This window comes from Streptomyces sp. NPDC031479, assembly GCF_055581065.1.
The window spans coordinates 112,669-132,017 of record NZ_JBVIKC010000002.1 but is presented as its reverse complement, the minus strand read 5'-3'; the positions used below and the strand labels follow the sequence as shown (position 1 = coordinate 132,017).

The window sequence follows — 19,349 nt, the reverse complement described above, 5'->3', positions numbered from 1 at the left end:
GACGACTGAGGGCCGTGGGGCCGGTGGTGCGGCAGTTCCGATGGTGCGGCGATTTCGGTGGTGCGGCGGTTCCGGTGGTGCGGCTGGATCATGCCCGTGAGTGTTCCGGATGATCACGCACAGCAAACCGGTACGCACAGCTCCGCGTCAAGGTCCGGTCCATCGGGTGGCGGGTTTCAACTGGTGTTTCCGCTGGCCGAGTTGGCATGGTTGTGGTGGTTCGGCCACGCGTGCCACCCGCCGGACGCGGCCCGTAGGCTGTCGCCATGGCGATCTACGACGACCTGCCCCCCTTCCTCCTGGGCTACCCCGGGGAACTGCGGGACCGACTGGTGGCGGCGGTGCTGAGCGGGGCGAAGACCGCCACGACGGGACTGCTGGAGGAGTACGAGCGGGAGGGCGAGCCGCTGCCCGAACCGGGCGACCGCGCGGTCCTGGTCGACTCCGCCGAACGGCCGCTGGCTGTCCTGGAACTGACGGAGGTGCGCGTGCTGCGGCTGGCCGAGGTCGATCTGCGGCACGCGGTGGACGAGGGCGAGGGATACGCGTCGGTGGCCGAATGGCGCACCTCCCACGAGCGGTTCTGGCACAGCGGGGAACAGCGCGCGGCCATGGGCGACCCGCACTTCACGGTCGGCGACGACACTCTGGTCGTCACCGAACGCTTCAGGCTCCTCCAGGCCGGGGCCGGGGCCGGGGCCGGGGCCTAGGAGACGGCCTTGGCCGCCGCGCGGCCCGCGGCGCGGCCCGAGAAGATGCAGCCGCCCAGGAAGGTGCCCTCCAGCGCGCGGTAGCCGTGGACCCCTCCCCCGCCGAAGCCGGCCGCCTCGCCGGCCGCGTAGACGCCGGGGAGCGGTTCGCCCGCCGGGGTCAGGACGCGGGAGGACAGGTCGGTCTCCAGGCCGCCGAGGGACTTCCGGGTCAGGACCGAGAGCCGGACGGCGATCAGCGGGCCCGCCTTCGGGTCGAGGATGCGGTGCGGGGCGGCGGTGCGGATCAGCTTGTCGCCGAGGTACTTGCGGGCGCCGTGGATGGCCGTCACCTGGAGGTCCTTGGTGAAGGGATTGGCGATCTCCCGGTCGCGGGCCACGACCTCCCGGCGGACGGTGGCCTCGTCGAGGAGGTCCTCCTTGGTGACGGCGTTCATGCCGCGCACCAGGGCGGCGAGGTCCCGCTCGACGACGAAGTCGGCGCCGCGGTCCATGAAGGCCTTCACCGGGCCGGGCACGGCCTGGCGGGCGCGGTCGATGACGTCGCGGACCGACTTGCCGGTCAGGTCGGGGTTCTGCTCGGAGCCGGAGAGACCGAACTCCTTGCCGATGATGCGCTGGTTGAGCACGAACCAGGTGTGGTCGTGGCCCGTCTTCATGATGTGGTCGAGGGTGCCGAGGGTGTCGAAGCCCGGGAAGAGCGGCACGGGCAGCCGCTTGCCGGTGGCGTCGAGCCAGAGCGAGGACGGGCCGGGCAGGATGCGGATGCCGTGCCGGGCCCAGATGGGGTCCCAGTTCTCGATGCCCTCGGTGTAGTGCCACATCCGGTCCTTGTTGATGTGGCTGGCGCCGGCCCGCTCCGTGATGCCGAGCATCAGGCCGTCCACGTGCGCCGGGACCCCGGACAGCATCCGCTCGGGCGGGGTGCCGAGGCGGGCCGGCCACTGCGCGCGCACGAGGTCGTGGTTGCCGCCGATGCCGCCACTCGTCACGATCACCGCCTGGGCCCGGAGGGAGAAGGCCCCGGTGACCTCGCGGCTGCTCGCGGCGCCCCGTACGGCGTCGGAGGGGGCCAGGACCTCCCCGGTGACGGTGTCCACGGCGCCGCCGGTGGTGGCGAGACCGGTGACCCGGTGGCGGAAGCGGAACTCGACCAGGCCGCGGGCCGCCCCGGCCCGGACCCGGCGTTCGAAGGGGGCGACCAGGCCCGGGCCCGTGCCCCAGGTGATGTGGAAGCGGGGGACGGAGTTGCCGTGGCCGTTCGCGTCGTAGCCGCCGCGCTCCGCCCACCCGACGACGGGGAAGAAGCGGACCCCCCGGGCGTGCAGCCAGGGCCGCTTCTCCCCGGCCGCGAAGTCCACGTAGGCCTCGGCCCAGCGGCGCGGCCAGGCGTCCTCGGGCCGGTCGAACCCCGCCGTTCCGGCCCAGTCCTGGAGGGCGAGCTCGCGGCTGTCCTTGATCCGCATCCGCCGCTGCTCGGGCGAGTCCACGAAGAACAGGCCGCCGAAGGACCAGTGGGCCTGGCCCCCGACGGACTGCTCGGGCTCCTGGTCGAGGAGGATCACCTTGCGGCCCGCGTCGACGAGCTCGGCGGTGGCTACGAGCCCGGCGAGGCCCGCTCCGATCACGATCACGTCGGCGTCGTACGTCGTCATGGGTAGCCCGTCCTCCGGTGGGTGGTGGGGCAGATCCTTCGCTACGGAGCGGTAACCAGTCAATGGCGGTGGTTGGGTGACTCCTCCCCCTCATGCATGAGGGGGCTTCTCGCTATGCCGTGTCGGCGTCGCGACGGACCAGCCCGGCCCGTAGACCGTGTCAGCGTGCGCCAGGTGGCAGCAGGTGACGCAGTGGAACTTGTCCTGTGTGGGCCGGTTCTCCTTGGCGGTGTGCCCGCATTCAGGGCACTGCCTGGAGGTGTTGCGGGGGTCCACGGCGATCACTTGCCGCCCGGCGCTTGCAGCCTTGGCGGTGAGGATCGTGAGGAACACCCCCATCCGGCATCGAAGATCGAGCACCTTGCCGTGCAGCTTGGCGACCTTCTCGACGGCGCGTCGGTGGTTCGCGGTCCGCTTGTCCCGTCGGACGCGGGGAAACCACGAGAGTGCTTGCTGTGCGGCGGCGAGCCGGTCCGCGTCGGTGCGGCCGTGGCGGGGGTTGGGGACGAAGTTGAACGCCTTGTCGAGACGGCGCAGGGTGGCCTGCTGCGAGGAGAACGACCACCGGCCACGACGTTCCGGGTCGAACGCCCGGATGGCCTTGAGCTGCGCCGACTGCTGGCCGTACCGGACGCTCGTCTTCGAATTGTGCCGGTAGGCGTCACGGCGTTCCTGCAACGCCCCGTTGTAAAGGGAGCAGTGATCACGAAGCATCTCGCCGAGCGCGACCGTCTGGCCCACGGTGGGCCGCATGAGGAACTTGTTCGCGCGGATCACCCGGCCGCCCCCTTCCGGCCAAGTGACGCCAGATCATACTACGCTTGGCGTATGTCACCATATTGGGAACCAAATCCCGATATACGCACCGGCCGTCACCCGGTACTTGCGCGCCGAGTACACCGGTCGGATCAACCGCATCGGCACGGGCTCGGCCTTCTGGTCACGTTCGTACTTCGCGGGCTCCTGCGGAGGCGCTCCGCTGACCGTGATCCGTCAGTACATCCAAGGGCAGAAGCGGCCTGTGTGACCGTCACGACGGAAGCGCAGAGCACTCCGGCGCTCCGCGCCTCCGGGCCTGGGAGGCGTTTCCCTCCCCAGCCGAAGCAGGAGATACCCACGCAAGATCAGGGATGGATTCCGTGAGTTCCGCTGATGAAGTGCTGGACGTGGTGGACCGGGACGACCGGGTCACCGGGCAGGCCCCGCGGGGCGAGGTCTACGCCCGGGGGCTGCTCCACCGGTGCGTGTTCGTGCAGGCCAGGGACGCGCGGGGGCGGGTGTTCGTGCACCGCCGGACGGCGTCGAAGCTGGTGTTCCCCGCGCACTACGACATGTTCGTGGGCGGGGTGCTGGGTGCCGGGGAGGACTACGCGGGGGCCGCGCTGCGGGAGGCCGAGGAGGAGCTGGGGGTGAGCGGGCTGGAGCAGCCGGCGCCGCTGTTCAAGTTCCTCTACGAGGGTCCGGGCGGGTCCTGGTGGTCCTACGTGCACGACGTGCGGTGCGACCTGCCGGTGGCCCCGCAGGCCTCGGAGGTGGACTGGCACACCTGGCTGGCGCAGGAGGAGCTGGACCGGCGGGTCGCCGACGGGAGCTGGGCGTGGGTACCGGACGGGCTGGAGGCGTACCGGCGGCTGACGGCGTACCGCGCGGGGTGAGGGGCGGGGCGGCCGGGCGGGGCACCGGGGATGGCCGGGCGGGGCACCGAGGGCTGGGCGCCCGGTGCCGAAGGCCGGGGCGCTCCCGGGGCGGCCGGGCGGCTGCCCGTAGATTGGCCGGATGATCGACTTCGTCAAGGACGTGCGCCTCTGGTTCGCGCCGCAGCGGCTGAGGGACGAGGGCGACACCCCCGACTACCGGTTCTCCCTGGCCAACGAGCGGACCTTCCTGGCCTGGATCCGGACCGCGCTGGCGCTGGTGGGCGGCGGGTTCGCGGTGGACCAGTTCCTGCCGGACCTGCGGTGGGGGGTGCGCGTCGGGATGGCCCTCGCGCTGCTGGCCGTGGGTGCGGCCTGCGCGCTGCGCGCGGTGAACCACTGGGTGCGGTGCGAGCGGGCGATGCGGCGGGGCGAGGACCTGCCGCTGTCGCGGTTCCCGGTGGTGCTCAGCCTGGGCGTCGGGCTGGTCGCGGCGGCGATGGTGGTGGTCGTGCTGCTGGGCTGGACGGCGGGCCGGTGAGCGGGCCGGGTACGGCCTCCCGCGACGCCGGGCTCCAGCCGGAACGGACCCGGCTGGCCTGGCGGCGTACGACACTGGCCTGTTCGGTGGCCGCGGTACTCGCGCTGCGGCAGGCCCTGCACGGCTCCGGCTCCCCCCTGCGGGTGGCCGGGACGGCGGTGATCGCGCTGATCTGGCTGGCGTTCCTGGGTGTGGCACACGTGCGCGTGCGGCAGCTGGCGACGGCCCGGCCTCCGGCGCTCGCACCGCGGGTGGCGCTCGGAGCGGTGCTGTGCACCGTGGCGCTGGCGCTGTTCGCGACGACGGTGATCTTCTGACGATCTGCCGAGCCGCGCGACACGAGCCCGGACAGAACGGGCGTTAAGGGACGTTCCCCACTAGCCTCTGCGCCATGACGACCCTGCACCACGAGCACCCCACGCACGAACACACCCACGGCCCCTCGTGCGGGCACCGGGCGGTCTCGCACGGCGACCACGTCGACTACGCGCACGACGGCCACCTGCACCGGGAGCACTCCGGGCACTGGGACGAGTGCGAGACCCCGGACCACACCACCCACGACGGGCACGCGCACACCCACGGAGCGGACTGCGGGCACGAGTCGGTCCCGCACGGCGACCACGTCGACTACCTCCACGACGGGCACCGGCACGCGGAGCACGACGGCCACTACGACGACCACTGACGGCCGCTCACCCCCGCTCTCCCCCGGCCGGGCCCCGGCTGACAGGATGCCGATCACCTGTCGTAGCGACCCGGGGGAGAGCGCCCATGACCGTCGACGCACCGTACGTAGTCCAGCCCGCGGCCGGGGTGTACGCCTACGTCCAGCCGGACGGGGGCTGGTGCCTGAACAACGCCGGCTTCGTCAGCGACGGCGGGCGGACCCTGCTCGTCGACACGGCCGCCACCGAGCGGCGGGCCCTGGCCCTGCGCGAGGCCGTCGCGGCGGCCGGGGTGCCGCTCCCCCGGACGGTGGTCAACACCCATCACCACGGCGACCACACCTACGGCAACGCGGTGTTCGCGCCCGAGGCCCTGATCGTCGGGCACGACAACGCGCGCGCCGAACAGCTCGCGGCAGGACACCAGCTGGAGCTGATCTGGCCCGCGACCGACTTCGGGGCGATAGAGATCACCGCGCCGGACCTCACCTTCAGCGAGCGCATGACCCTGCACGTCGGCGAGACCGAGGTGCAGGTCATCCACCCGGGAGTGGCGCACACCACCGGGGACGCGATCGTGTGGCTGCCCCGGCAGCGGGTGGTCTTCACCGGGGACCTGGTCTTCGCCGAGGGCACGCCGTTCCTGGCGATGGGTTCGCTGTCCGGGTCCCTGCGGGCGCTGGAGCTGCTGCGGTCCCTGGGCGCGGAGACCGTCGTACCGGGGCACGGACCGCTGACGGACGCGTCGGCGTACGGGGCGACCGAGCGGTACCTGCGGTTCGTCGCCGAACTGGCGCGGGAGGGGCGGGCGAAGGGGCTGACCCCGCTGGAGGTCGCGCAGGGGGCCGATCTCGGCGAGTTCGCGGCCTGGCGGGAGAGCGAGCGGCTGGTGGCGAACGTGCACCGGGCGTACGCGGAGCTGGCCGGGGAGCCGGAGGGCGTGCCGCTGGACATCATGGCCGTGCTCCGCGACATGACGGTGATGAACGGGGGCACGCCGATCCTGTGCCACGCCTGACGCGGCGGCCGGGTGCGGCGGCGCGGTCGGTGGCGGCGCGGTCGCGGCGGCGGTGTCCGGAGGGTTCCTCCGGCCCGCCCTCTGGACGGCATACCGACTGGTCGGCATGATGTCCTCCGAGCAACCCTCACCGTCAACCCCGTACGGAGGTGCGCACCATGACCGCAGTCCCGGCAGGCTCCCCGAGCCCGCGCGGCCTGGACCTGGAGCGGCTGCGCGGCCATCTCGACGCCGCGCGCCCCGGGCTCGTGGGCGGGCCGTTGAGCGGCCGGCTGATCGAGGGGGGCCGGTCGAACCTGACGTACGCGGTCACCGACGGCTCCGCCCGCTGGGTGGTGCGCCGCCCGCCGCTCGGGCACGTCCTGGCCACCGCGCACGACATGCGGCGCGAGCACCGGGTGATCGCCGCCCTGCACGGGACCGCGGTACCGGTGCCCGGTCCGCTGCTGCTGTGCGAGGACGAGGAGGTGCTGGGCGCGCCGTTCTACGTCATGGAGTACGTGGACGGGGTCCCGTACCGGACCGCCGCCCAGCTGGAGGAGATCGGCCCCGAGCGGACCCGGCGGGCGGTGCTCGCCCTGGTGGACACCCTCGTCGACCTGCACGCGGTGGACCCCGGGGCGGTGGGGCTGGGCGATTTCGGCCGGCCCGAGGGCTTCCTCGACCGGCAGTTGCGCCGCTGGGGCAAGCAGCTCGCGGCCTCCCGCGGGCGGGAGCTGGCCGGCATCGACGAGCTGCACGCCGCGCTCGGCAGGACCCTGCCCGCCTCCCCCGCGCCGACCGTGGTGCACGGGGACTTCCGGCTGGACAACGTACTGATCGGCGGGCCGGACGACTCGATCCGGGCGGTGCTGGACTGGGAGATGTCCACGCTGGGCGATCCGCTCACCGACCTCGGGCTGCTGGTGATGTACAGCTCCGACCTGGGCCTGACGGACTCCCCGGTCAGCACGACCAGCCGTGCACCGGGGCACCCGGACCCCGCCGAACTGGTCGAACGCTACGCCGCCCGCTCCGGGCGCGACACCGGCGCGATCGCCTGGTACACGGCCTTCGCCTGGTTCAAGCTCGCGGTGATCCTCGAAGGCATCCACTACCGCTTCACGCTCGGTCAGACGGTCGGCGCGGGCTTCGACCGGATCGGCGAACTGGTCCCGGTCTTCATCGAACACGGTCTGACCACCCTCCAGGAAGGCTGAGCCACACCCATGGACTTCGCATTCGACGCCCGGACCGAGGAACTCCGCGAGCGGCTGCTCGCGTTCATGGAGAGTCACGTCTACCCGGCGGAAGCCCTCGCCGCCGAGCAGCGCGCACGGCTGGCCTCGCCCTGGGACACCCCGGCCGTCTTCGGTGAACTGAAGGCCGAAGCGCGCCGCCAGGGCCTGTGGAACCTCTTCTTCGTGGACCAGCACGGCCTGCCGGGCGCGGAGCACGGCGCCGGGCTGACCAACCTCCAGTACGCCCCGCTGGCCGAGATCACCGGCCGCAGTCCGCACCTGGCGCCGATGGCGACCAACTGCGCCGCCCCGGACACCGGGAACATGGAGCTGCTCGCGCAGTTCGGGAACGAACGGCAGAAGAAGCAGTGGCTGGAGCCGTTGCTGGCCGGCGAGATCCGCTCCGCCTTCGCGATGACCGAGCCCGAGGTGGCCTCCTCTGACGCGACGAACATCGAGACGCGGATCGAGCGCGCCGGCGACGAGTACGTGGTCACCGGCCGCAAGTGGTACATCTCCGGGGCGATGAACCCCGACTGCAAGGTCTTCATCGTGATGGGCAAGACCGATCCGCGGGGCGCCGACCCGCGCCGACAGCAGTCGATGATCCTGGTCCCGCGCGACACCCCGGGCGTCGAGGTGCGGCGGGCGATGACGGTGTACGGGTACGCCGACCACGACCACGGCGGGCACGCCGAGGTGGTCTTCGACGGGGTCCGGGTTCCGGCGGCCAACCTCATCGGCGAGGAGGGCACCGGCTTCGCCATCGCCCAGGCGCGGCTGGGTCCGGGGCGGATCCACCACTGCATGCGGCTCATCGGCATGGCCGAGCGCGCCGTCGAGCTGATGTGCCGCCGCGCGGTGGGACGTACGGCCTTCGGCAAGGAGCTGGCCGCGCAGGGAGTGGTGCAGGGCTGGATCGCGGACGCCCGGGTCACCATCGAGCAGTTGCGGCTGCTGGTGCTGAAGACCGCCTGGCTGATGGACACGGTGGGCAACCGCGGCGCGCACACCGAGATCCAGGCCATCAAGATCGCTACCCCGCGCGCGGTCGTGGGGATCCTGGACCAGGCCGTGCAGCTGCACGGCGCGGGCGGGGTCAGCCAGGACTTCCCGCTGGCCGAGCTGTGGGCGGCGGCGCGGACGCTGCGGCTGGCGGACGGGCCGGACGAGGTGCACCAGCGCTCGCTGGCGCACCGGGAACTGAAGCGGTACCGGGCCTAGGCGCGGTACCGGGCCCGGGCGCCCCGCCGGGGCTGGCGGGGCGGGCGGGGCGGGCAGGGCGGGCGGGATTCCGGCGGCCGCAGGGTCCTGCCGCTGCTCCGGGCGCCCTCCGGCTCAGGGCCTGAGCGAGCGCAGCAGCAGGTCGGCGAGGTGGTCGGCGACCTGGTGCGGGGTGAGCGGGCCGTCCGTGCGGTACCAGGTCGACAGGTGGTGGACGGACCCGAAGTAGAAGTCCACCACCAGGTCGGCGGGGGTGGCCGTGGCGAACACCCCCGTGCGCTGCCCCTCCTCGACCAGGGCCCGGAACCGCTCGTGGTAGCGGCGGCGCTCCGCCCGTACCTGCTTGTACTTCTCCGGGCTGAGCTGGTGCATCGACCGGAAGAAGATCATCGCGTCGTCGAGGTTCTCGATGGTGGTCACCACCACGTCGGCGGCGGCCGCCCGCAGCCGCTCCTCGACGGGAGCGTCGGATCCGGCCACCGCGTCGAGCCGCTGCTGCTGGAGGCGCAGCATGCGCGCGTACACCTCGTGCAGCAGGTCGTCCTTGGAACCGAAGTAGTGGTAGAGCGCGCCCTTGGTGACTCCGGCCGCCTCGACGATCTCCTGCACGGAGGTGCGGTCGTAGCCGCGCTCGGCGAACAGCCTGGTCGCGACGGCCAGCAGCCGCTGCGGCACCGGGGTCTCCCGGTTGATGTCCTCGGGTCCCGCGGTGGTGCTGGCGGCCATGGTGCTCGCCTTCCTCTCCTGATCCGTCGCCTGTCCTGCGTGTGCCGGGTGTCCTGCGCCGTACGACCGTCCGACGATTTTCAGCCGCGCTCGCGCAGTTCCCGTCGCAGGATCTTGCCACTGGTGGTCTGGGGAAGAACAGGCAGGATCTCGACCTCGCGCGGGTACTTGTACGCGGCGAGCCGCTCGGCGCAGTACGCGGACAGCTGCGCGGGGTCGGCGGTGGCGCCGGGCCGCAGGCTCACGTACGCCTTCACGCTCTCGCCGCGGTAGGCGTCGGGAACGCCGACGACGGCCGCCTCGCGGACGGCGGGGTGGGTGTAGAGGACGTCCTCCACCTCCCTCGGCCAGACCTTGAACCCGGAGGCGTTGATCATGTCCTTCTTGCGGTCGACGACGTAGAGCCAGCCGTCGGGGTCCATGAAGCCGACGTCCCCGGTGCGCAGTTCCCCGTCCGGGAAGGCCGCGGCGGTCTCGTCCGGGAGCCCCCAGTAGCCCGGCACGACCTGGGGGCCGCGGACGGCGATCTCGCCGGTCTCGCCGAGGGGGACCTCGGCGCCCTGCTCGTCGAGGATCCGTACGAGGGTCTGCGCGCCGGGCAGGCCGACCGAGAGGGTGCCGGAGCGGGGGTCGACGGGAGCCTCGCGGTGGGCGGGGACCGAGGCACAGGGGGCGGTGCACTCGGTGAGGCCGTAGCCGTTGCGGAGGTAGAAGCCGAAGGAGGCGCGCAGGCGTTCGACGAGGGCGGGCGGGAGCGGGGCGCCGCCCGAGGAGACGACCCGGAACGAGGCGAAGTGCTCCGCGGTGGCCGCGGGGTGGGCGGCCAGGGCCGTGAAGGCGGTGGCCGGTCCGATGGTGTAGGCCGGGCGGTGTTCGAGGAAGGCGTCGAGGACGGCGCCCGCGTCGAAGCGGCGGGCGAGGACGAGGGTGCCGGCGTTGACGAAGCAGGCGACGAGCTCGCAGACGAGGCCGGTGATGTGGAAGAGCGGCGCGAGGGCGAAGTAGCCGGCGCCTTCGGGGAGGGGGTGGCCGGTGACCTGGCGGGTGGCGTTGTAGGTCAGCGCCCCGTGCGGGTTCATGGCTCCCTTGGGGGTGCCCGAGGTGCCGGAGGTGTAGCCGAGGAGCGCGAGGTCGTCGGCGACCGGATCGGGCCCGTCCGGCGCGGGGTGCCCCAGCCGCGCCACGGTCACCAGGTCCTCGGGCCCGCCCGGGAACCCGAGGGGTCCCGCGGTCGCGGTGTGCGGCTCCCGCTCCCGCGCCGGGGACGGGAAGAGGCGGGCGTCGTCGCGGGTCTGGAAGTCGCGCTCGTCGGTGGTGAGGGCGATCCGGACGCCGGCCTCGTGCGCGGTCCCGCGCAGGTACGCCGCCCAGGCGCGGGCCTCGCAGACCAGCGCGACGGCACCCGAGTCGCGCAGGACGTGCCCGGCCTCGGCGGACTTGTACATCGGGTTCAGCGGGACGACCACCGCCCCGGCCTTCCAGGCGGCCAGCACGGCGAGCACGAAGTGCGGGGTGTTCTGGAGCATGACGGCGATCCGGTCGCCGCGCCGGACCCCCCGCGCGGCGAGGTACCCGGCGAGGGAGTCGGAGAGGGCGTCGGCCTCGGCGTAGCCGACGCGCCCGTCGAAGTACGCGAGGGCCGTACGTCCGGGGGCGCGCGCCACGGCGGCCCGGAAGGCGTGGAGCACGGTGGGCGGCGGGCTGACCGGTGCCAGCTGCGCCGCGCTGAGCCGGCGCAGCCACGGCCGCGCGGCGTACGGGGAGCCGGCCGGGGCCGCCGCGTCCGCCGCGTCCGCCCCGGCCCCGGGTGTGCGGGCGGGTGTCACGAGGACTCCCACTTCTGCTGGAGGTGGTTCATGGCCTCCAGCCACCGGTCCGGGTCGTTCGCGCGGGCGGCGTGGTAGTCCGCCACCTCGGGGTGCGGGAGGATCAAGAAGCGGCCCTTCTCCATGCCGTCGAACAGTGCGTCAGCGACCGCGTCCGGCTCGATGGCGGTCGGCGCCAGGACGAGTTCGCCCGCCGAGCCCGCGGCGGTCAGCATGTCGGTGCGCACGCCCTGCGGGCAGATGGCGTGGACCCGGACGCCGCGGTGGCGGTAGGTCAGCGAGAGCCATTCCGCGAAGGCGAGGGCACCGTGCTTGCTGACACTGTACGGCGCCGCCCCGATCATGGTCAGCAGCCCTGCGGCGGAGACGGTGGACACGAAGCGGCCGCTGCCCCGCTCCAGCCACTGCGGCAGCAGGGTCCGGGCGGCCCGCACGTGCGCCATGACGTTGGTGTCCCAGGCCGCCTCCCACACGGCCTCGTCCGCGAAGGCGTCCCCGCCCGAGGCGAGTCCGGCGTTGGCGCAGTAGACGTCGACCGTGCCGCCGAGGGCCTCGCGGGCCTCCGCGACGACGGTCGAGGCGTCTCCGGGGACCGCGACGGCCCGGGGGCCGATCGCCTCCGCGACCGAGGCGGCCTTCGCGGGGTCGAGGTCGTTGACGACGACGGTGGCACCCTCGGCGGCGAAGCGGCGGGCGAGGGCCTCGCCGATGCCGCCGCCCGCGCCGGTGACGACGACTCGCTGGTCCTGGTACGCGTTCACGGGGATCACCTTTCGCCACGGCCTGCCGGATCCCGGCAGACTAACCAGTCGGTATGTGAGGGCGGAAGGGGGCCGGGCCCTAGCGTGTGCGGATGACGCTGTCACGACGCGGGGTACTGGGACTGGCGGGGGCCATGGGGACCGCGGGGGCCTTCGCGGGAGCCGGTCCGGCGGCCCGCGCCGCCACGGCGGGTACGGCGGACACGGCGGGTACGGCGGGCGCCCCCGCGCCGGGGCGGGTGCTCACCGGATGCGAACGGCTCGCCGCCGACGGGTACGCGGAGCTCGCCGGACAGCGCGTCGGCGTCGTCACCAACCCCACCGGGATCACCTCCGACGCCCGCCACCTGGTCGACGTCCTGCACGCCGACCCGCGGGTCGACCTGGTCGCGGTGTTCGGGCCGGAACACGGCTTCCGCGGATCGGCCCAGGCGGGCGGCTCGGAGGGGACCGGCCGGGACCCGGCGACGGGCCTGCCCGTCCACGACACGTACGACACGAGCGGGCAGCGCCTGGCGGACCTCTTCACGGCCGCCGGGATCGACACCGTCGTCTTCGACATCCAGGACGTCGGCGCCCGCTTCTACACCTACGTCTGGACCCTCTACGACTGCATGCGCGCGGCCGCCCTGGCCGGCAAGGCCGTGGTGGTGCTGGACCGTCCCAACCCGGTGGGCGGACGCCGGGCGGCCGGCCCGGTGCTGCAGCGGCCGTACGCCAGCTTCGTGGGCCGCGAGCCGATCGCGCTCGCGCACGGGATGACGGCGGCCGAGCTGGCCCTCCTCTTCAACGGCGAGTTCCTGCGCGCCCGTCCGGTCCGGCTGCGGACGGTCCCCATGACGGGCTGGCGCCGCGCGTCCTTCTACGGTTCCACCGGGCTGCCGTGGGTGCCGCCGAGCCCGAACATGCCCACCCCCGACACCGCTCTCGCCTACGCGGGGACCTGCCTGTTCGAGGGGACCACGCTCTCCGAGGGCCGGGGCACGACCACCCCCTTCGAGGTGGTCGGCGCGGAGGGGGTGGACCGGCGGTGGGCGGAGGCGGCGAACGCGCTGGGGCTGCCCGGCGTCTGGTTCCGGGAGACCTGGTTCACCCCCTCCTTCTCGAAGCACGCCGGAAAGCTCTGCGGCGGGGTCCGGCTGATCGTGCACGACCGGGAGGCCTTCGACCCGGTGCGGGCGGGGATCGGTCTGCTGGTCACCGCGCGGCGGGCGTGGAGCGGCTTCGGCTGGCGCGCGGACCACTGGATCGACCGGCTGACCGGCTCGGACCGGGTACGGACGCTGGTGGACGCGGGGGCGGGGGTGGAGGAGATCGCGGGCGACTGGGCGGCGGGGCTGGCCCGGTTCGCGGCGGTCCGGAAGGAGTACCTCCTCTACCCCTGACTCCGCCCGCCGGGCCGTGCGGATCCCGTGCTGCCGCGGGTCTGGCCGACGGGCGCCCGCGGCGGGATGCTGCGTGCACCGCAGGCAGGGCACGGCACGGAGGGGGACGTCATGACGGACAGCGGAGCCGCATTCGGAACCGGAGCCCGGGACGGAGCCACGACGGCGACCACGACCACGACCGGGGTGGGCGTCGGGCCCTACCGGGAGCTGACCTTCGACGCCCAGGGCGACGTGGACCCGGCGACGCGGGCGGCGGTGGCCCGGATCGAGGCCACGGACCTGCTGGTGTTCGCACACGGCTGGAACAGCGACCGGACCACCGCGACCCGGCTCTTCGACCGCTTCTTCGCCCCTTTCCCGGGGCTGGTGGGAACGGGGGTGCGGCTCGGCTACGTGGGGGTGGTCTGGCCCTCGATCCGTTTCTCCGACGAGCCGATACCGGACTTCGACCCGCGGCCCGCCCTCGCCGCCCCGGACACCGCCACCGGCTCGCGGCCCGCCACCGGCACCGGCACCGGCCTGGACGCCGACACGCGGCGGGCGCTCGGAGCGTTCTGGCCGGGCCGGCGGGCGGAGCTGGACCGGGTCGCCGAACTGCTCGACGGGCGGCCGGAGTCGGCGGCCGCCTTCGCCGAGTTCGGGGCCCTGGTACGGGAACTCGCCAATGTCGACCGGTCCGGTGCCGCAGGCGGGTCCGCGGCCGCGGCGGACCCGGGCGGCGCCCGCGGGGTACCGGCCCTTTTCGCCCGGGACGTGCTGGAGGCCTGCCGGGAGCTGGCCGACGCCCTGACCGCATCCGGGGCGGACGCCGGCGCCGGCCCGTGCCTGGCCCCCGGTGACGGGCTGCGCGCCCTGTGGGGCGGGGCCAAGGAGCTGCTGCGCCAGGCGACGTACTACGAGATGAAGAACCGGGCCGGGGTCGTCGGTGAGCACGGACTCGGGCCGCTGCTGGCGGACCTGGCGGGCAGACGCCCGGCCCTGCGCGTCCACCTGATAGGCCACAGCTTCGGAGCACGGGTAGTGTCCTTCTCCCTGCGCGCCGTACCGGACGGGGCGCGGCACCTGAAGTCGCTGACCCTGCTCCAGGGAGCCTTCTCGCACTACGCCTTCAGCGACAGCCTCCCCCACGATCCGCGCCGTGGCGGCGCCCTGCGGGGACTCCAGCGCCGGGTCGACGGCCCCGTGGTGGCCTGCCACTCCTCCCACGACAGCGCCCTCGGACTGTTCTATCCCCTGGCGTCCCGGATGGCGGGGGATTCGGCCGGTCTGCTGGGGTTCGACGAGCGGTGGGGCGCGGTCGGGCACGACGGGGTGCGGGCGCTGCCGGGCGCACAGCGGCTCAGCCTGGAGGCGGCCCTGCGCGACGGGTTGCCCGCGGCCGGTTGCGTCAGCGTGGACGCGGGCTCCGTGGTGCGGCGCGGCGGTCCGCCGTCGGGGGCGCACAGCGACATCTGCCACGAGGAGCTGGCCCGGATCGTGGTCGGGGCGGGGCGCATGGGGCGCTGAGTTCTGGCCATGTGCCACCCGCACGCCTCGACCGCCCCCGCATGCGCCCACATCCGGCAGGGCATGTTGGGCACGTCAGGGCGCGCTGCTTCGTTCGACGGGGTAGCGCGAACACAGGTGTGGGCGGGGGCACGGCGGCGGAGGTGAAGGTGCGATGGCGGGTTTTCGGAGTCTGGCCTACCAGGTGCGCGATGCGCGCAACGACCGGGCCCTGCGGCGCCATTCGCTGCGCCGCTGCCTGGAACGGTTCGCGCCCTACGGGCACCGGGCGACGTGGTGGCACCTGTGCGACCGGCACGGGATCGCCCCCGAGGACCGGGGCGCGGATCCGCTGCGCCTGGTCGCGGCGCTGGAGGAACTGGAAGAGGCCCGGGCGGTCTGGCTGGAGTACGAGCGGCAGTTCGCGGCGCGCCGTAGACGTGAGAAGCACGACGGGGTGCGCCGGCCGGAGTGGGCCTGGGGCGGCAGCGGGGACGCGGTGGTGCGGTGCGTCGATCCGGGGGTGCGGCCGGACGGGACGCTCGGCGAGGTGCTGCGCCGACTGGTGAAGGCGCTGGAATCGGAGCCCGGGACGGCCTGCCCGGTGTGCGGGGAGCGGGAGTTGCGCTGGCCGGCGGCGCTGACGGCCCACGCGGCATGGGCCGGGGCGTGGGCGTGGGACGGGCCGGTGTGCGGGGGCTGCGGGATCGTGGTGCCGAGACCGGCGCTCGCGGACGCGGTACTGGTGCATTCGGCGGTGGTGCTCCCGGCCCCGGCGGGCGCGGCGTGAACGGGCCGGGCGGGGGCGGGCCGGGCGGAGACGGGCCGGGCGGGGCCGGCGGTCGGGGCGGGGCCGGCGGGCCGGGGGCGGTGCTCCAGGTGGCGGTCAACGGATCGCGCGGCGCCCGCGACGGGGGTGCGGTGCCGATGACCCCGCGGGATCTGACGGAGTCGGCGGTGGAGGCCGTCGCCGCCGGGGCCGGGGAGGTACTGGTGCACCCGAGGACCCCGTGCGGGCGGGAGAGCCTCTCGCCGCGGGTGGTCGGTCCACTGCTGGAGGAGATGCGCGGCGCGGGGGTCCGCGTACCCCTCTCGGTTCCGGCCGCGGTCGACGCCGAGCCCGATCCCGCCGGGCGGCTGGAGCGGGTGCGGTCCTGGACGGTGCTGCCCGACCGGGCCCAGGTGCGGTTCGCGGAGCCGGGCGCCGGCACGCTGGGCCGGGCCCTGCTGGAGCGCGGGGTGGCGGTGGACGCCCTGGTCCCGCTGGGCGGCGGGGCCGGGCCGGAGCCGCTGGCCCGGTTCCTGGAGTGGGCCCCGCCGGATCACGGCCGGGTGCGGCTGGTGGTGGAGCCGGCCGAGGCCGACCCCGCGCTGGTGGCGGCGCTGCGCTGGCTGCCGCCGGTGCCGGTCCTGCTGTACGGGCGGGACGCGGCCGCCTGGCCGGTGCTGCGGATGGCCGCGCGGTGCGGTGCCGGCGCGCGGACCGGTTTGGGCGACGTCCTGCACCTGCCCGACGGGCGGCCGGCGCGCTCCAATGCCGAACTGGTCTCCGCTGCGCGGGAGTTGCGGGACGCAGCTACTGCGACAGCCGGGATCCGGTGAGGCGGGCGCCGAAGACGTCGTCCGGGTTGGACAGGGCGCACTTCTTCAACGAGAGGCAGCCGCAGCCGATGCAGTCCGACAACCGGTCGCGCAGATCGCTGAGTTGCCGGATCCGCTCGTCGAGCTCGGCGCGCCAGTTCTCGGACAGCCGCGCCCAGTCCTCGGGGGTGGGGGTGCGCTCCTCCGGCAGTTCGACCAGCGCGACGCGGATGTCGGCCAGCGGTATGCCCACGCGCTGCGCGGCGCGTACGAAGGCCACCCGGCGCAGCGCCTCGCGCGTGTAGCGGCGCTGGTTGCCGGACGTACGGCGGCTGCTGATCAGCCCTTTGGCCTCGTAGAAATGCAGTGCGGAGACGGCTGCCCCGCTGCGCGCGGAGAGCTGGCCGACGGTGAGTTCGTGGACGTTCTCGGGAATCTGCGGCACACGGCCGAGCCTAGTCGGAGATCCGTTGACAGACGCATGCGGGCCCCAGCATGCTGAGCAAACGCTTATTAGTTGCGCGACAGCGGACGACAGGGGCAGGGCATGGCCGAACCGAGGATCTTCACCTCCGCCGAGGAACTGCACGCCGGGATCGGTGACGTGCTCGGCCCGAGCGGGTGGCTGGAGGTGGACCAGAAGCGGATCGACCTCTTCGCGGACGCGACCGGCGACCACCAGTGGATCCACGTGGACCCGGAGCGGGCGGCCTCGGGCCCCTTCGGTTCCACGATCGCGCACGGCTATCTGACGCTGTCGCTGCTGCCCAGCCTGGTGCCGCAGGTCATGCGCGTCGAGGGGATGCGGATGGGCATCAACTACGGCACGGACAAGGTCCGCTTCCCGGCTCCGGTGCCGGTCGGCTCGCGGCTGCGCGCCACGGCCGTGATCACGGCGGTCACCGAGGCGGGCGAAGGCGTGCAGGTCGCGGCGACGGTGACGGTGGAGCGCGAGGGCGGCGCGAAGCCGGTCTGTGTCGCGGAGTCGGTGTCCCGCTACTACTTCTGATCCACGGACGCGGCGGCCGGCCGGGCGCCCACCATGCGGAGCACGAGGTCGGCGTAGAGCGCGCCGACCTCGTCGGGCGTGCGGTGCCCGGCGGTACTGAACCAGCGGGCCACGTCGATGCACAGGGAGAGCACGGCGAGGGTGGTCCCGGGGACGTCGGGGACGTCGAACTCCCCCGCCCGGACCCCCTCGGCGATGATGCGGCGCACGGCGGCGTCGCTCTCGCGGCGCAGCGCCACGATCTCGCCGCGGTGCTCGGGCGCGAGCGCGTCGAGCTCGTACTGGACCACGCGCGCGGTCATGTGGTGCGCGGCGTGCCAGCCCACGAAGGACCGCACGGCCGCGTCGAGCCGGTCGGCGGCCGTTCCGGGCCCGGCGGCGGCGGTCTCCAGGATCTCCAGCGCCTTGTCGTGGCCGATCCGGCTGATGCGGTGGAGCAGCTCTTCCTTGGTCTTGTAGTGGATGTAGAGCGCCGCCGGACTCATACCGGCCCGGCCGGCGATGTCGCGGGTGGTGGTCGCGTGGTAGCCGCGTTCGGCGAAGGCTTCGACGGCCGCGACCAGCAGCCGCCGCGCGGCGTCGGGGGTGACCTCCGACCACGCCTGGTAGCCGCTGGTATCCGCCGCGCTGTCCATCGCCCGCTCACCCTCTTCCCCGTGTGGAAGGAACACCCTACCGGAGGGTGAGCAAGCGCTTAGGCAGGATTCCGTCGCGCCCGCCGCCGGCTCAGAAGGCGGAGACGCCCGTGCGGGCGCGGCCGATCAGCAGCTTCTGGATCTGACTGGTCCCCTCGTAGAGGGTCATCACGCGGGCGTCGCGCAGCAGCTTTCCGGCCGGGTACTCGTCGATGTAGCCGTAGCCGCCGTGGACCTGGAGGGCGTTGCCCGCGGCGCGCACGGCCGCTTCGGAGGCGAAGAGCTTGGCGGTGGAGGCCTCGGTGGCGAAGGGCCGGCCGCGGTCGATGAGGTCGGCGACGCGCCAGGTCAGCAGCCGGGCGGCGTCCACGTCGACGGAAATGTCGGCGATCAGCTCCTGCACCAGCTGGTGGTGGGAGATCGGCTTGCCGAACTGCTCGCGCCGGGCGGCGTACGAGACGGCCGCGTCCAGCGCGGCCTGCGCGATGCCGACGCAGCCGGCGGCCACCGACATCCGGCCCTTGGCCAGGGCCGACATGGCGACGGAGAAACCCTTGCCCTCGGGGCCGAGCATCGCGGACGCGGGCACGCGGACGCCGTCGAGGGCCAGCTCGGCGGTGGCCTGACCGCGCAGGCCCAGCTTGCCGTGGACCTCCCGGCGGGTCAGGCCCGGGGTGTCGGCGGGGACGAGGAAGGCGGAGATCCCGCGGTGGCCGGGGGCGCCGCCGGTGCGGGCGAAGAGCAGGACGACGTCGGCCCAGGTGCCGTTGGTGATGAACATCTTGCTGCCGCTGATCACGTACGCGTCCCCCTCGCGCACGGCTCGGGTGGTGAGGGCGGCGGCGTCGGAGCCGGTGCCGGGTTCGGTCAGGCCGAAGCAGCCGAGGGCCTCGCCGGAGCACAGCCGGGGCAGCCACTCGCGCTTCTGCTCCTCGGTGCCCCAGGCGGCGACGGTCTTGGCGACCAGGCCGAGGGAGACGGAGACGATGCCGCGCACCGCGGAGTCCCCGCGGCCCAGTTCCTCGGTGACGAGCGCGTAGGAGACGTGGTCGCCGCCGGAGCCGCCGTACTCCTCGGGGACGGTGAGGCCGAGGAAACCGAGGTCGCCGAGCTTCTTCACGATGGACCGGTCCACGCTCTCGGCACGGTCCCACTCGGCGGCGTACGGGGCGATCTCGCGCTCGCTGAACGCGCGGGCGAGCCGGCGCACGGCTTCCTGCTCCTCGCTGGGTTCCAGGTTCACGGGTGCCTCCGGGTGGGGCGCGGTC

At 73.9% G+C, this 19,349-nt stretch carries 21 protein-coding genes and 1 pseudogene; 14 read left to right on the top strand and 8 right to left on the bottom strand.

Annotation, left to right across the window (positions count from 1 at the left end; translation table 11 throughout):
- Nucleotides 1-266: 266 nt before the first annotated feature.
- Nucleotides 267-710 carry an ASCH domain-containing protein gene (locus ACZ5D2_RS03180; protein ID WP_468926851.1) on the top strand — a complete coding sequence of 148 codons (444 nt, stop codon included), beginning with the start codon at nt 267-269 and terminating at the stop codon, nt 708-710.
- Here ACZ5D2_RS03180 and ACZ5D2_RS03175 read toward each other — a convergent pair.
- Together ACZ5D2_RS03175 and ACZ5D2_RS03170 are read right to left on the bottom strand one after the other, a co-directional pair.
- On the bottom strand, nt 707-2,365 hold the full coding sequence (locus ACZ5D2_RS03175) for an FAD-binding dehydrogenase (protein WP_468926848.1): 1,659 nt from the start codon (nt 2,363-2,365) through the stop codon (nt 707-709). The genes ACZ5D2_RS03180 and ACZ5D2_RS03175 overlap by 4 nt on opposite strands.
- 90 nt (nt 2,366-2,455) lie before the next feature.
- Nucleotides 2,456-3,142: a zinc ribbon domain-containing protein gene (locus tag ACZ5D2_RS03170; protein ID WP_468926845.1), complete on the bottom strand. Its 687-nt coding sequence runs from the start codon at nt 3,140-3,142 to the stop codon at nt 2,456-2,458.
- A gap of 97 nt (nt 3,143-3,239) precedes the next feature.
- Here ACZ5D2_RS03170 and ACZ5D2_RS03165 point away from each other — a divergent pair.
- The 8 genes and pseudogenes from ACZ5D2_RS03165 to ACZ5D2_RS03130 form a co-directional block, all read left to right on the top strand.
- A pseudogene (locus ACZ5D2_RS03165) lies at nt 3,240-3,392 on the top strand (transposase); the annotation flags it as partial.
- A 103-nt stretch (nt 3,393-3,495) separates the two neighbouring features.
- Complete coding sequence (locus ACZ5D2_RS03160; protein WP_371679282.1) at nt 3,496-4,020, top strand: NUDIX hydrolase; 525 nt, start codon at nt 3,496-3,498, stop codon at nt 4,018-4,020.
- A 121-nt stretch (nt 4,021-4,141) separates the two neighbouring features.
- A complete protein-coding gene (locus ACZ5D2_RS03155; RefSeq protein WP_266838225.1) occupies nt 4,142-4,540 on the top strand; it encodes a YidH family protein in 399 nt (132 codons plus the stop codon).
- Nucleotides 4,537-4,857, top strand: a complete 321-nt coding sequence (locus ACZ5D2_RS03150; protein ID WP_371679281.1) for a DUF202 domain-containing protein — start codon at nt 4,537-4,539, stop codon at nt 4,855-4,857. The genes ACZ5D2_RS03155 and ACZ5D2_RS03150 overlap by 4 nt, the downstream gene beginning before the upstream one ends.
- 74 nt (nt 4,858-4,931) lie before the next feature.
- Nucleotides 4,932-5,228 (top strand): hypothetical protein, encoded by a 297-nt coding sequence (locus ACZ5D2_RS03145; protein ID WP_371679280.1) that lies wholly within the window; start codon nt 4,932-4,934, stop codon nt 5,226-5,228.
- Between the two features lie 86 nt (nt 5,229-5,314).
- Complete coding sequence (locus ACZ5D2_RS03140; protein WP_371679279.1) at nt 5,315-6,226, top strand: MBL fold metallo-hydrolase; 912 nt, start codon at nt 5,315-5,317, stop codon at nt 6,224-6,226.
- Between the two features lie 158 nt (nt 6,227-6,384).
- Nucleotides 6,385-7,425 carry a phosphotransferase family protein gene (locus ACZ5D2_RS03135; protein WP_371679278.1) on the top strand — a complete coding sequence of 347 codons (1,041 nt, stop codon included), beginning with the start codon at nt 6,385-6,387 and terminating at the stop codon, nt 7,423-7,425.
- Between the two features lie 9 nt (nt 7,426-7,434).
- Nucleotides 7,435-8,670, top strand: a complete 1,236-nt coding sequence (locus tag ACZ5D2_RS03130; protein WP_468926837.1) for an acyl-CoA dehydrogenase family protein — start codon at nt 7,435-7,437, stop codon at nt 8,668-8,670.
- A gap of 114 nt (nt 8,671-8,784) precedes the next feature.
- On the opposite strand, the gene ACZ5D2_RS03125 is transcribed toward ACZ5D2_RS03130, so the two are convergent.
- The 3 genes from ACZ5D2_RS03125 to ACZ5D2_RS03115 form a co-directional block, all read right to left on the bottom strand.
- A complete protein-coding gene (locus ACZ5D2_RS03125) occupies nt 8,785-9,396 on the bottom strand; it encodes a TetR/AcrR family transcriptional regulator (protein ID WP_037688592.1) in 612 nt (203 codons plus the stop codon).
- 80 nt (nt 9,397-9,476) lie between these two features.
- Complete coding sequence (locus ACZ5D2_RS03120; protein ID WP_468926833.1) at nt 9,477-11,222, bottom strand: class I adenylate-forming enzyme family protein; 1,746 nt, start codon at nt 11,220-11,222, stop codon at nt 9,477-9,479.
- Entirely contained in the window at nt 11,219-11,992 is a 774-nt protein-coding gene (locus ACZ5D2_RS03115; RefSeq protein ID WP_371679275.1) for an SDR family oxidoreductase, read from the bottom strand. Before ACZ5D2_RS03115 ends, ACZ5D2_RS03120 begins: the two co-directional genes overlap by 4 nt.
- A gap of 83 nt (nt 11,993-12,075) precedes the next feature.
- On the opposite strand from ACZ5D2_RS03115, the gene ACZ5D2_RS03110 reads away from it, so the two are divergent.
- The 4 genes from ACZ5D2_RS03110 (at nt 12,076) to ACZ5D2_RS03095 (ending at nt 16,458) form a co-directional block, all read left to right on the top strand.
- Complete coding sequence (locus ACZ5D2_RS03110) at nt 12,076-13,368, top strand: exo-beta-N-acetylmuramidase NamZ family protein (protein WP_468926829.1); 1,293 nt, start codon at nt 12,076-12,078, stop codon at nt 13,366-13,368.
- Nucleotides 13,369-13,479: 111 nt separating this feature from the next.
- A complete protein-coding gene (locus ACZ5D2_RS03105; RefSeq protein ID WP_468926826.1) occupies nt 13,480-14,877 on the top strand; it encodes a serine-threonine protein kinase in 1,398 nt (465 codons plus the stop codon).
- 154 nt (nt 14,878-15,031) lie between these two features.
- Complete coding sequence (locus ACZ5D2_RS03100; protein ID WP_371679272.1) at nt 15,032-15,646, top strand: hypothetical protein; 615 nt, start codon at nt 15,032-15,034, stop codon at nt 15,644-15,646.
- An 80-nt stretch (nt 15,647-15,726) separates the two neighbouring features.
- The gene (locus ACZ5D2_RS03095) at nt 15,727-16,458 is read left to right on the top strand and encodes a 3-keto-5-aminohexanoate cleavage protein (protein ID WP_468926823.1); all 732 of its coding nucleotides are present in this window, start codon (nt 15,727-15,729) and stop codon (nt 16,456-16,458) included.
- Here ACZ5D2_RS03095 and soxR read toward each other — a convergent pair.
- Nucleotides 16,433-16,882 (bottom strand): redox-sensitive transcriptional activator SoxR, encoded by a 450-nt coding sequence (gene soxR / locus ACZ5D2_RS03090; RefSeq protein WP_371679270.1) that lies wholly within the window; start codon nt 16,880-16,882, stop codon nt 16,433-16,435. The two genes, ACZ5D2_RS03095 and soxR, sit on opposite strands and share 26 nt — an antisense overlap.
- A gap of 102 nt (nt 16,883-16,984) precedes the next feature.
- On the opposite strand from soxR, the gene ACZ5D2_RS03085 reads away from it, so the two are divergent.
- Nucleotides 16,985-17,446 carry a MaoC family dehydratase gene (locus tag ACZ5D2_RS03085; RefSeq protein ID WP_468926819.1) on the top strand — a complete coding sequence of 154 codons (462 nt, stop codon included), beginning with the start codon at nt 16,985-16,987 and terminating at the stop codon, nt 17,444-17,446.
- On the opposite strand, the gene ACZ5D2_RS03080 is transcribed toward ACZ5D2_RS03085, so the two are convergent.
- Complete coding sequence (locus ACZ5D2_RS03080; RefSeq protein WP_371679268.1) at nt 17,437-18,081, bottom strand: TetR/AcrR family transcriptional regulator; 645 nt, start codon at nt 18,079-18,081, stop codon at nt 17,437-17,439. The two genes, ACZ5D2_RS03085 and ACZ5D2_RS03080, sit on opposite strands and share 10 nt — an antisense overlap.
- A gap of 91 nt (nt 18,082-18,172) precedes the next feature.
- The gene (locus ACZ5D2_RS03075) at nt 18,173-19,324 is read right to left on the bottom strand and encodes an acyl-CoA dehydrogenase family protein (protein ID WP_468926816.1); all 1,152 of its coding nucleotides are present in this window, start codon (nt 19,322-19,324) and stop codon (nt 18,173-18,175) included.
- Nucleotides 19,325-19,349: the final 25 nt, after the last annotated feature.